The sequence below is a fragment of the Candidatus Defluviilinea gracilis genome, assembly GCF_057138825.1.
The window spans coordinates 19,873-32,073 of sequence record NZ_DBNHEF010000083.1 but is presented as its reverse complement, the minus strand read 5'-3'; the positions used below and the strand labels follow the sequence as shown (position 1 = coordinate 32,073).

12 protein-coding genes are annotated in these 12,201 nt (G+C 55.0%); 7 read left to right on the top strand and 5 right to left on the bottom strand.

Features of this window, described 5'->3' with window-relative positions:
• Window positions 1-2,463 (bottom strand): ComEC/Rec2 family competence protein, encoded by a 2,463-nt coding sequence (locus tag AC16KF_RS17890; RefSeq protein ID WP_484038722.1) that lies wholly within the window; start codon window positions 2,461-2,463, stop codon window positions 1-3.
• 102 nt (window positions 2,464-2,565) lie between these two features.
• On the opposite strand from AC16KF_RS17890, the gene AC16KF_RS17885 reads away from it, so the two are divergent.
• Entirely contained in the window at window positions 2,566-3,699 is a 1,134-nt protein-coding gene (locus tag AC16KF_RS17885) for a glycosyltransferase family 87 protein (protein ID WP_484038721.1), read from the top strand.
• 139 nt (window positions 3,700-3,838) lie between these two features.
• Here the strand turns inward: AC16KF_RS17885 and cysS are convergent, their stop codons facing one another.
• The 3 genes from cysS to AC16KF_RS17870 are packed head-to-tail and all read right to left on the bottom strand — an operon-like array spanning window position 3,839 to window position 6,792.
• Window positions 3,839-5,236, bottom strand: coding sequence for a cysteine--tRNA ligase (gene cysS / locus AC16KF_RS17880; RefSeq protein WP_484038720.1), 1,398 nt, complete (start codon window positions 5,234-5,236; stop codon window positions 3,839-3,841).
• A 24-nt stretch (window positions 5,237-5,260) separates the two neighbouring features.
• A complete protein-coding gene (locus AC16KF_RS17875; RefSeq protein ID WP_484038719.1) occupies window positions 5,261-5,677 on the bottom strand; it encodes a GxxExxY protein in 417 nt (138 codons plus the stop codon).
• Window positions 5,678-5,709: 32 nt separating this feature from the next.
• Window positions 5,710-6,792 (bottom strand): PIN/TRAM domain-containing protein, encoded by a 1,083-nt coding sequence (locus AC16KF_RS17870; protein WP_484038718.1) that lies wholly within the window; start codon window positions 6,790-6,792, stop codon window positions 5,710-5,712.
• A gap of 137 nt (window positions 6,793-6,929) precedes the next feature.
• Here AC16KF_RS17870 and moaA point away from each other — a divergent pair, with 137 nt between their 5' ends.
• Together moaA and AC16KF_RS17860 are read left to right on the top strand one after the other, a co-directional pair.
• Window positions 6,930-7,934 (top strand): GTP 3',8-cyclase MoaA, encoded by a 1,005-nt coding sequence (gene moaA, locus AC16KF_RS17865; RefSeq protein WP_484038717.1) that lies wholly within the window; start codon window positions 6,930-6,932, stop codon window positions 7,932-7,934.
• A 143-nt stretch (window positions 7,935-8,077) separates the two neighbouring features.
• Entirely contained in the window at window positions 8,078-8,803 is a 726-nt protein-coding gene (locus AC16KF_RS17860) for an HAD family hydrolase (protein ID WP_484038716.1), read from the top strand.
• 123 nt (window positions 8,804-8,926) lie between these two features.
• On the opposite strand, the gene AC16KF_RS17855 is transcribed toward AC16KF_RS17860, so the two are convergent.
• Window positions 8,927-10,153 carry an aminotransferase-like domain-containing protein gene (locus tag AC16KF_RS17855; protein ID WP_484038715.1) on the bottom strand — a complete coding sequence of 409 codons (1,227 nt, stop codon included), beginning with the start codon at window positions 10,151-10,153 and terminating at the stop codon, window positions 8,927-8,929.
• A 362-nt stretch (window positions 10,154-10,515) separates the two neighbouring features.
• On the opposite strand from AC16KF_RS17855, the gene AC16KF_RS17850 reads away from it, so the two are divergent.
• The 4 genes from AC16KF_RS17850 to AC16KF_RS17835 are packed head-to-tail and all read left to right on the top strand — an operon-like array spanning window position 10,516 to window position 12,132.
• Window positions 10,516-11,079 carry a hypothetical protein gene (locus AC16KF_RS17850; protein ID WP_484038714.1) on the top strand — a complete coding sequence of 188 codons (564 nt, stop codon included), beginning with the start codon at window positions 10,516-10,518 and terminating at the stop codon, window positions 11,077-11,079.
• On the top strand, window positions 11,069-11,419 hold the full coding sequence (locus AC16KF_RS17845) for a nitroreductase family deazaflavin-dependent oxidoreductase (protein WP_484038713.1): 351 nt from the start codon (window positions 11,069-11,071) through the stop codon (window positions 11,417-11,419). The genes AC16KF_RS17850 and AC16KF_RS17845 overlap by 11 nt, the downstream gene beginning before the upstream one ends.
• A 52-nt stretch (window positions 11,420-11,471) precedes the next feature.
• Complete coding sequence (locus AC16KF_RS17840; protein ID WP_484038712.1) at window positions 11,472-11,720, top strand: AbrB/MazE/SpoVT family DNA-binding domain-containing protein; 249 nt, start codon at window positions 11,472-11,474, stop codon at window positions 11,718-11,720.
• On the top strand, window positions 11,713-12,132 hold the full coding sequence (locus AC16KF_RS17835; protein WP_484038711.1) for a PIN domain-containing protein: 420 nt from the start codon (window positions 11,713-11,715) through the stop codon (window positions 12,130-12,132). Before AC16KF_RS17840 ends, AC16KF_RS17835 begins: the two co-directional genes overlap by 8 nt.
• Window positions 12,133-12,201: the final 69 nt, after the last annotated feature.

The following is a 12,201-nucleotide window of genomic DNA, read 5'->3' as shown; positions in this document are numbered from 1 at the left end:
TCATTCTCCTCGATTTCTCTCCACATTCACCCACATTTGCTCACCGTTCGTGGTGATCTCGATCCAGCCGTTCTGGTCGGTGCGGAGCAACTCATGATCCTTGACCGCGTCGAGCGTCTCGTCGTCTGGCATCCCGTTTTGATCGCCTGCGGAAACGTTTAGCACGATCACCTCCGGGTTGAGATTCACGATCCATTCCGGCGGGTTGGAGGGCGCATATCCCGAATCGGCGAGCGACAGCACGCTGACCGGTCCAACCGACTGACCGTCGCGCAGTTCGGCAATGGCTTCAAAACTCATGCCGATGGGCAATACCGCGCGGAAGTTCTGCCACTCAATTAATAACACCGAACCGCGCGCGCCCGTTGTGAGTATTTGCAGTGCGGCGCCGTCGCCGAGGTCGAGGGTTTGGTTGGTTTCCGCGAACGTTACGGGAATGGCTTGCAGGGTGAGGTACTCGTACAACACGCGCGAGGAAAACGATCCCTGCCGGTTGCCGCTCCACAACACGCTATCGGGCGTGTAACGTTCGAGCGCGCGCGGCAGTGACGCGACCTGTTCTTCCTCCGTGCTGGCGATGATCAGCCAATCGAGTGAGCGGTTAAAAGCAGAGACGCGCCTGCCGAGTTCGTCTGAAAGGATGGTTACGCTGGGCCCGCCGTTGACGAGGATGTTCTTGCCCGACGGCGTTTTGATGAAGACCGCATCCGCTGAGCCGACATCGAGGAAGGTGATGTGCAGGAGTCTGTCCGGGAGGGAGACAGCCGCGCGCCAGATGAGGAGCAGGGCAATGGTCAACAGGACAACCGCGCTTCCCGCGCCGAGCGCGCCTGCCTTCGCCCGTAGGGAGTGGATTCGCTCGCGAAGGGCAGACCAGCCGAAGGCGCCGCCGTGAGCCGGTCGAATGGTCAGCAACAGAAGCGCCGCGTAGAACAGGATCACGAATCCGAAAGAGAAATCTCCCAGAAAGATCGTCCCATGCGGCACGCGGTCGAAGAGTTCGACGATGCGGATGGTGTACAACGTGAACGGGTAAGCGACCCACGCCGCCAGTTGACCCAGCGGCAGCCAGATCAGGCTGAGGAGGACCGCGACGCCGCCGAGGATCATCACCGCCGGTTGCGCCGGCAGGATGAATGGGTTGGCGATGAACGAAATGAGCGAGATGCGCTGGAAGTGATATGCCATGATTGGAATGGTGGTGAGTTGCGCGGCAAAGGTGAGGAGGACGAAATCGGAAAGAGGCTGAATTATTTTTTCAGCAGTGGAAAGTGGAACATAGCGGTTGAGCGCGCGGGCGGCAAATTTGGAAAACGGTTCGGCGTAGAGGATGAGACCCAGCGTGGCGAAGAACGATAATTGAAAGCCGACATCCCAAATATACAACGGATTCCACGCGCACATCAACATTGCCACAGCAAGCAATGTGTTCAGCGCGAATTGCCTGCGCCCGATCTGCCGCGCGAACAAAGCAAACGTTCCCATGATTGCGGCGCGCACAACTGCCGCGTCGCCGCCGACCAGCAGGGTGTACAAGATAATCCCCAACACGGCAAGCGCCGAGCCCCAGCGCGGACCAACCATGCGGCTGAACATCGTAAAGAAGATCCCGGCGATGATGCTGATGTTGAAGCCCGAGATGGCAATAATGTGCGCGGTGCCGGTGTTTTTGAAGGCTTGTTGCAATTCTTTGGTGAGTCCCGTATCCACACCGAGGAGGATACCCGCCAGCAGGGACGATTCGGGGTCGGGAAAGATGCGGTAGATGTTGGCGAGCGATCGTTCTTTGAAAGCGTAGAGCGCGGCTGAGAAGATGTTGCCGCCGCGGCCGGGCAAGATCGTCACCTCCGCGCTGGAAATGTACGAGTGGACGTTTTGCGCGGCGAGGTAGTCGCGGTACGAGAAGTCTTCGTTTTCGGGCGGGGTTTTGAGTTTGCCGCGCAGGCGGATGATTTCGCCGTAGTGAAAGGGCTGGTTGGCGTCCACACGCGCAAGCAACAAGCCTTCGACTGGGAGATCGCCGTCGCCGGTGTCTACGGCTGTCACTTGTAGGCGGAGGTTGGTGTAGGAGTCGCGGTAATCGGGGGGTTCAACGAGATGACCGGTGAGTAGCAAATCGTAATTGCGGTCATTGTAGAAGGCGACGTGGAACGCGTCGAAGTTGGGGACGGAGAATTGGTAGCGGGCTGAACCGAGAAACAGAAAGAAAAAGAGAAGAAAGAAAAAAGGTTGAAATAGAAAGTGAAACGTGGGATGCGATGCCCGGAGACTTTCGAAGGGAGAAAAACGGCGAACGAAGATGGCAAGGATCATAAAGAGAACGGCAAATACCGCCCAAACCCAAACCGGCAAGGAGAGATAACTGGCAAGCGCGATCCCCGCAAGGAAGGCGAGCGAAACCCATACCAGCGGGAGGGATGTTGACAGGCGTCCTTGAACACGACTCAGCGCTGCAGTTTGCATTCTATTTGCATCATAGCATAATTTGAAAGGTGGAGGATACAATCAGCATGGTTGTCGCCGAGTCGTTGTCCAGAAAGGAACACGGCTTAACGCGAAAAGCGTATGAAACGAATCGCTCTCACGCTCGGGTTTGTTATCGTTACCCTTGGGGTTATGTTGGCGGTCGCCTGGTTTGCGCCTTTGCCCTTGGAACCCTTCCTCGATTTTCAAGTGCTCTACCGGGCAGATAGCGGACTCCTGCGCGGCATCCCGTTGTACGACCTGGCTGGGCAGGAGCAAATGGTGGCGAACGATCTTGGCGTTGCTGTTGAGCGGGTATTCGTCCTGCCTTTTCCATATCCGCCGTGGTACGCCCTGGCAACCCTGCCTATTGCCCTGCTTCCCATCTCTATTGCAGTGCGGATGTGGTTCCTGCTCAACACCGCCATGCTGATGCTCTCGGCCTGGTTAATTACCGATGGATGGACCCCCCGTTCGCGCCTGATTTCATTTGTCCTGGCTCCTTTGTTTTTCCCCAGCCTCGGCGCGTTGATGGTTGGGCAATACGTTTTCCCAACCATGCTGGGGATGGCAATGATGGTCTATGCCTTGCGCCAGAAAAATGCCGCCGTCCTGGCAGTGGGGATGGCGCTCACCACGTTCAAACCGCATGTGGGAGCATTCGCCTTGCTGGCAGTGGCTGTCCACCTTTTGCTTCGACGCGATGACTTCGGCGCGCGCGCGTTGAAGAGCGCCGCAGTGACCGGTCTATTTCTTTTTGCCATCGGATTTCTCGCGGATGGAAACTGGGTAGTCAATTACTGGGGGTCGCTCTTCGCGTTCAAGGATGCGTCTGCATGCAGACAGTGCGACAGCCTGCCGATGGCGATCACCCAACTCGTCGGCTTTGGATTCGACCGGGCGTTTCTTGTGTCGCTCGCATTGTTGATCGGTTTGGTTGCCCTGCTTGCGCGAAGCTTTCCACGCTTGCAGGATGGCAGGTTGGTGGCTCTGTTTACTTGCATGATGTTACTGGTGAACCCCTACCTGCAAAACTATGACTTCGCCTTTGTATGGATTCCGTTGATGGAGTGCGCGGGTTTTACACGCTCGCCGATCACGCAGGTTGTCGCCCTGTTGGCATTCATCCTGCCCTGGGTTGGGTTTGTCTTGTGGGGGAGCGGCGGAGGTTTTACAATGCTGGTTTTAACGGCGGCGCTGATGGTCGTATTGATGAGGAGTATCGAGCGGGGATAAAAGGCGGAGCGCCATCTGCCTCCGCATAATTAGGGTCGGTAAATGAATAACCTCCGTGTGTTTGTTCGCTCGCAGTGCAACTGCGAGCGGGATGCGGCGCAACCGCATCCCCACAGAGATTTTATATTTTTACGAACTCTTAACTCCACCGCCACGTCGTTCCGTCTTTGCTGTCTTCGATGGTCACGCCCATGGCTTTCAACTGGTCGCGGAGTTCGTCCGAACGCGCCCATTGTTTTTGTTTGCGCGCCTCCGTGCGTTCGGCGATGAGCGCAACAACCTTTGCTTCGTTCTCGCTTGAACCAGTCTTTTCTTTGAGTTGCAAGCCAAACACGCCGGTGAGTTCGCGTAAAGATTTTTGCGCGGGTTCGAGTTGAGCATCATTCGCGCCGTTATCGCGGGCGGTGTTGATGGCTTTGACGAGTTCATACAACGCGGCGAGCGCGAGCGGGGAATTGAAATCGTCGTCCATCGCATCGGTGAAGGATTTGCGAGTCGCTTCGGCGTGCGCGGCAAGTTCGGCGGCGCTCCCAGCGGAGAGTCCGCTTGACGAGGGCGAGGCAGGCCGCAGGGCAGACTTGAGGCGGTCGAGTAATTTTTCGGCGGCGTCTTGAGTCTCATCGTTGAAGATCAGCGGCGCGCGGTACGATCCCATCAGCACGAGCATCCGCATCACATCGGCGTCGCGCGTTGTCAAAAAATCTTTGATGCTGACGATGTTGCCGAGGCTCTTGGACATTTTCTCGCCGCCGAGTTGCAACATGCCGTTGTGAATCCAATAGCGCGAAAATTGTTTGCCCGTGTACGATTCGGTCTGCGCGATCTCGTTTTCGTGGTGCGGAAAGATGAGGTCGTTGCCGCCGCCGTGAATATCAATTTGTTCGCCGAGTTCGGCGAGGTTCATGGCGGAACATTCGATGTGCCAGCCGGGACGCCCCTTGCCCCATGGACTGTCCCATGAAATTTCGCCGGGCTTCGCGGCTTTCCACAACGCGAAGTCCATCGGGTGATTTTTCGCTTCGCCTACTTCGATGCGCGCGCCTGCCTGCATGTCGTCGAGCTTGCGCCCAGAGAGTTTGCCGTAATCGTTGTCGCCGATGACGCTGAAGTAGACATCGCCGTTCGACGCGGCGTACGCGGCTTCTTTTTGGATCAAGCCTTGAATGAATTCGATGATGAGCGGCATGGTCTTGCTCACCTGCGGATTCGACGTGGCGGGCAAGACATTCAAATTTTTCAGATCGTTGGCGTAATCTTCGATATAACGTTGCGACAATTTGAGCGGGTCTTCGCCGAGTTGATTGGCGCGGTTGATGATCTTGTCGTCCACATCGGTGTAGTTCATCACGTGCCGCACGCTGTAACCGCGATATTCGAGATAACGGCGGATGATGTCGAACACGATGGCAGACATGGCGTGACCGACATGCGCGTCGTTATAGACCGTCACGCCGCAGACATACATCTTGACGACGTTCGGTTCGAGCGTTTGGAATTCTTCTTTTTTGCGGGTGAGGGTGTTATAGAGACGGATCATATTGACCTTGATTTTATCCGCAGATTACGCAGATGGCGCAGATTTTAAAACCTTTTCTTCATAACCCCAGACGAGGCGCTTATATTGCAGGCTTGTTGCGCCAAAGTTGATCAACAGTCCGCGTTTTAAACCTGTGGCTTTGAGGTAGTTGAGAAGTTGAGACTCTTCCACGGTTGATAATCTGGACAAAGCCTTGAACTCCACAACGATCTCAGAGAAGCAAACAAAGTCTGCGCGATAATGAGTGGGAAGAAGAATATTTTTGTATTTGATTGGCAGTGAAACTTCCCTCTCAAACGGAACTTGCCTGAGTGGAAATTCGATCACTGCGGCTTCCTGATACACCGCTTCGAGAAACCCATGACCCAATTGGCGATGAATTTCCATCGCCGCGCCGATGATGGCATACGTCTGCGGGTCGCGTTCTTCCACGATCTTCATTTTTTATCTGCGTAATCTGCCAAATCTGCGGATTATTTTTTCTTTCGTCCATTCTCGTCTTCCACGCGCGCGAAGATCATGCGACCCGCCGCGGTTTGGAGGACTTTCGTAACGACGACTTCCTTATATTCGCCGATATAATCGTGACCGTTCTCCACCACCACCATCGTGCCGTCGTCCATGTAGCCCACGCCCTGACCGTGTTCCTTGCCTTCCTGGAAAATGTTCAGTGTCATGCGTTCGGCAGGCAGGACGACAGACTTGACCGCGTTCGCCAGTTCGTTGATGTTGAGGATCGTCACGCCTTGCAGTTCGGCGACCTTGTTCAAATTGTAATCATTGGTGAGGATCGGGCATTTCAACTGCTTGGCAAGCACAACAAGTTTATCGTCCACTTCGCGCACGCCTTCCGCGTTGATGTCGCTGATGCGCACGAGAATGTTCGGCAATTTTTGCAGTTCAGCCAGCGCGTCCATGCCGCGCCGCCCGCGTTGACGGCGCAAACCGTCCGGTGAATCGGCAATATATTGGAGCTCGTTCAACACAAAACGCGGGATGAGAAGCGTGCCCGGCAAAAATCCTGTTCTGGCAATATCTGTCACGCGCCCGTCAATGATCACGCTCGTATCCAGTAAGATGGTGCGGTTGAGGTTTGTCCATGAAGACGAAGAACCGCCCTCGCCGCCGCGTCCGCTCAATGTGCTGAGCAGACCCATGATATCTCCCTGCCTCATCACGAACAGCGAAATGCCCAGCCATGTAAACGCGATCACACCGACCAGCGGCATGATCTGCCCGAACGGTTTGGGAAGCAATGAAAAAGGAAATGCCAACAGCGCCGCGGTCAACAACCCAACGATCATGCCGAGCAACCCGGCGAAGAGAGTCTCTGCCGAAAGCCGTCCCAGCCTCACGCGCACCGCGCGAGCCGGGCGCGTCGTCACATAGGGCGTAAGCACCAGCCCGGTGAGCGCGCCTAACAGCCCAATGATCGAGGCATAGCGGATCGATTCTGAAAAGTTGTTCCCGCCCAAACTAAACCCCCAAACGCCTGCGATAATCCCGATAAAGATCATGCCAACAATACGAAGAATAAATTCAACACTGACGCTCATTAATAACTCCTTGATAAAGTGCGAATAACGGCAGATGATAGCACGGCAGAGATGGCTAGTCAAATAGACCTTCGGTGGAGTTGTTATAATGGACAGACGCTTCTTTCCACGGGTACGCCTGATCCTAACCCTCAACCATGAACCTCACTGACACCTTCAACCGCCCCTTGCGCGACCTGCGCATCTCAGTCACCGACCGCTGTAACTTCCGTTGCGTGTACTGCATGCCGAGAGAGATCTTCGGCTCCGATTATCCCTACCTGCCGCACAACGAAGTGCTGACCTTCGAAGAGATCGCGCGTCTGGCGCGCATTTTCGTGGGGCATGGCGTCAAAAAGATTCGCCTGACCGGCGGCGAGCCGCTCGTCCGCAAGGATGCGCATCTGCTCGTGAAAATGCTCGCGGAGATTCCCGGGCTCGACCTCACACTCACGACCAACGGCGCGTTATTGGCGAAACAGGCTCAAGCGTTGAAAAACGCGGGCTTGAAGCGCGTCACCGTGAGTTTGGATTCGCTCGACGATGAAACCTTCAAAGCGTTGAACGACGCGGATTTCCCGGTGGCGAAAGTGATCGAAGGGATGGACACAGCCGCAAGCGTCGGGTTGGAACCGATCAAAGTCAACATGGTGGTCAAGCGCGGGATGAACGAATCCAGCATTTTGCCGATGGCGCGCTTCTTCCGCGAGAAGGGATACATCCTGCGCTTCATTGAATACATGGATGTGGGTCACACCAACGGCTGGCGCATGGACGATGTTGTGTCGTCTGCGGAGATCGTCAAAATGATTTCCGCCGAGATGCCGCTCGAACCGATTGACCCGAACTATCGCGGCGAAGTTGCCGAACGCTGGCGTTACACAGACGGGAGCGGCGAGATCGGGGTCATTTCATCGGTGACGCACGCCTTCTGCCGCGATTGCAACCGCGCGCGCATCTCCGCCGAAGGGAAATTGTACACGTGCCTGTTCGCCGTCAAAGGTCACGACTTGAAATCGCTCATGCGCAACGGCGCAACTGATGATGACATTTCACAGACTATTGCCCGCATCTGGGGCAAACGCGACGACCGCTACTCGGAACTCCGCTCTGAAAATACGATTGACCTGCCCAAAGTGGAAATGTCTCACATCGGCGGATAATTTTTTACCACAAAGGACACGAAGGTCACTAAGGTTGGATAAGCAACGAGCGAATAGCCTCTCCACAGATTTTCTTTGTGTCCGTTGTGTCACTTCGATAAACTCAGTGCAAGCCTTCGTGTTTAAAAATTCTTGGAGCATCCATGTCTCTGAACGGAATCAAAGCCGTCTTCTTCGACCTCGACGGAACGCTGCGTCACAACATCCCCGGCGGAGGCGAAATTTTCTCCGAACACGTCCGCTCGCTGGGACACGAACTCAGCGACGATGATCTTCAACGCGCCATGCGCTGGGAATTCGCGTATTGGGCAAACTCTGCCGACCTGCTCGATGATTTCAAAAAGCACGAGGGCGAGAACGAGAAGTTTTGGGTCAACTACAGTTATCGCCGCCTCGTTGCATTGAACATCCCTCTCAAAAAATCAAAGTCTCTCGCGCCGAAAGTCTCCGCGTACATGCAAGAGTTTTACACGCCCAAAAGCATCGTCCCCGACGATGTGAAGAATACCCTGATCGAATTGAAACAACATGGATACGTCATGGCGGTCATTTCCAACCGCGACAAACCATTCAGCGAGGAACTCAAATCACACGGCATAAGCACTTTCTTCGATTTCTCACTTGCCGGTGGCGAAGTGGACTCGTTCAAGCCCGAGCCTGAAATTTTTCATCACGCGCTCAAACGTGTCGCGGGACTCTCCGCGCAAGAAACGATCTACGTCGGCGACAATTACTACGCGGATGTGATCGGTTCGCGCCGCGCGGGACTTCAACCTGTCCTCTACGACCCCAGCGGATTCTTCCCCGAAGCAGATTGCGCCATCATCAAATCGTTCGATGAATTGATTCCAGCGATCAAGAATTTGTAGAGCCAGTATCCGCGCTGAGCGGAGGTCTGAGCGAAGCGATAGCGGAGACGAAGACCGAAGTCGAAGCGCCGCCCTTACATTAAACTTTATCAGCGTTAATCTGCGTTCATCTGCGTCCCAATTTTATTTATCCGCGATCAACTCCTTCAACGTAACCCCCAACCTCGCAATCCCCTCACGGATGGTCTCCGGCGAGGAATAGGAAAAATTCAACCGCATCGTGTTCCTGCCTCCACCCAAGGGATGGAATGCTTCGCCCGGCACGAACGCGACCTTCTTTTCCACCGCGCGTTTCAACACCTCCGCCGAGTCCATGCCTTCGGGCAAAATGCTCCACAGGAACATGCCGCCTTTCGGCTTTCGCCACGTCACACCGGCGGGGAACATCTCTTCCATCATTTCGATCATCACATCGCGCCGTTCTTTATATGTGGCGCGGATCACTTTCACATGCTCGTCGAGGAATCCGCCCTTCGCCGCCTCGAACGCGATATATTGATTGAACGAAGACGTGTGCAAATCCGCCGCTTGTTTGCTCATCACCAGTTTCTGGATCACTTCCGATGGCGCGATCACCCATCCCAGCCGCAGACCCGGCGCGAGCAACTTCGAGAACGTGCTGAGGTAGATCACATTGCCGCTGTAATGTCCGCCGTTCGGACCGCGATACTCGCTGTCCAACGCCACAATGGACGGGATATGCTCGCCTTCATAACGTAACTGACCATACGGATCATCCTCGATGATCGGCACGCCGTATTTATCCGCGATCCTGATGAGTTGCTGCCTCCGCTCGAGGCTCAGCGTGGACCCGCTCGGGTTTTGGAAATTCGGAAGGACGTAGATAAATTTAGGTCCGACGCGCAGAGCCGCTTCCAATTCATCCACGATCATCCCGTGTTCATCCGCTCGCACAGGGATGTATTGCGCGCCGTACGCGTTCCACGCCTGCAACGCGCCGAGATACGTCGGCGATTCGACCACGATGTAGTCGCCGCGGTTGACGAACAGCCGCCCGACAAAATCCAACGCCTGCTGCGAGCCGGACGTGATGAGGACGTTATCCGCGCTCACCTCCGAACTGAAGCGCGAAATGTGCCGCGCGATCATCTCACGCAGAGGGCGGTGTCCCTCGGTCGTGCTGTATTGCAATGACTGGGGACCGAAATTCTCCAGCACGGTATTGCTCGCCTCGCGGAACCGCTCCAGCGGGAAAACCTCCGGCGCCGGCAGACCACCCGCAAATGAAATGATCTCCGGCAGTTCGGTGAGTTTCAGCAATTCGCGGATAACCGAACTCGACATTTGTTGAGTGCGAAAAGCGTAGCGATATTCCCAGGGTGTTTGCATTCAGGCTCCTATACGGATTGCGGATTTCAATCCGCAATTTTTCTATTGTGCGAGGATCAACATCGAACCGCGAAGTTCGCAAAGATCGCGAAGAAGACTATTAAATCTTTGCGTTCTTAGCGCGCTTTGCGGTAAATAATTTAGGAATGAACGACAAAGAATCGATGGTTTGAAAATAAAAAGCCCGGCAGGTACGTTTGTACCCGTCAGGCTTTTGCTTGGCATTGCATGGATGATCCAAAGGTAAAGTATTCGAATTCGTCTCATCTCGCCTCAATCTTAGCACGAATTTCCCTGAAAGATTAGCGTAAATTCGCGGGGATTAGCGGAATCTCAACTTTCAACTGCGTTACAATGGGGCAATGCCCCGCGCCTCACGCCTCCCCTCCGGTCTGCTCCCCTTCCAACAGGGCGGTCTCGACTCGCTGTGCGGGCTGTACAGCATCATCAACGCCGAACGCATCGTCAACCACTCCTCCGATGAAGAAACTCAGCAACTTTTCAACGACCTAATCCGCTTCTTATCGCGGCGCCGGCTGTTGCGCAAACTCCTCATCAACGGCATCATCCATACGGAAATGCTGTTGATCCTCGATAAAGTCGTCGGCAAGCAAAGGATCTCCGACGTCGAAATCCCGTGGCGCGGCGTGCCAAACCCCGACCTGACCACCTTTTGGAAATCCATGCAAACGTTTCTCGACGGCACGCCCGGACGCGCCATCATCCTCGGCTTGCAGGGCTACCACGATCACTGGACAGTGATCGAAGCCATCACCAACCGTTCCATTCTTTTGTACGACTCATCGAAGATCAAACGACTGCCGCGTCCGCACTGCACCACCGTCTACGCCACATGGACGCGCAAGCATTTGCTCCTCCCCGCGCAAACCTATTTCCTTTCCAACGAGAGCGAAGATGAAGAGTGATCTCGCCAGCGAGGAATTTTGCTATCTCACCACCACAGGTCGCGTCACTGGCAACCCGCACGAGATCGAAATCTGGTTCGGGATGAAAGGCGACACGCTCTACATCCTCTCCGGCGGCGGTCACAAATCGGATTGGGTGAAGAACCTGATGAAGAGTCCCAACGTCACCGTGCGGATCGGGACAAGCCGCTTCACCTCGACGGGCACGCTGGTCCAGTCTTCGGAGGAAGAATCGTCCGCCCGAGCCCTGCTCGCCGACAAATACAACGAACGCGAATCCGACGGCTCGCTCAGCGAATGGGCGCAGACCGCGCTGGTGGTAGCGTTGGAAATTAAGTAGGCGGGAATCGTGTTATACTTTTTCTTGAAAAGGTATAACCAAGGAGCCGCCGATGGAATTGACAATTTCCAACAAGGGCTGGGTTGTGATCCCTGCCGAGTATCGCAAGAAATACAACCTGCGCGCCGGCGCCAAAGTGGTCATTGTAGATTACGGCGGTGTGCTTGCCATTGTTCCCGCTGTCAAAGATCCGATCAAAAAAGGGTATGGATTTCTAAAAGAAACGCCGCCACTGTACGATGCCGTGAAGAAAGACCGTGAAATGGAAAAAAAGAGAGAAGAAAGATTCGCGAATGGCTGATCTGCCAATCTATGTTCTCGACGCGTTCGCGCTGATGGCATATCTGAAAGGCGAGCCATCTGCCCAGCGTATCCGCGATCTTTTGAGCGACGCCGAACATAGGAAATGCCAACTCTACATGTCCATCATCAATTTAGGAGAAGTCCTATACAATCTGGAGCGAAACAATGGGCTGAATAAAGCCCGCGAAGCGCTCACGATCATCCAAAGCCTGCCTCTTGAGATTCTTCCCGCCGATCCTCAAACTGTCTTTGCCGCCGCGCACATCAAGGCAAACCATCCCATCTCGTACGCGGATGCCTTTGCGATTACCGCGGCGCTCCAACTGAATGGCGGCGTATTGACCGGCGACCCGGAGTTCAACGATGTGGCAGACTCCGTCGAGGTGGAATGGCTGGCGAGGAATCGATAGAGGGTGAGAATGTCGAGGGTGGGGAACCAAAAAGAATAGGCGAAGGAGGCGTGCTATAATCCAAAAACC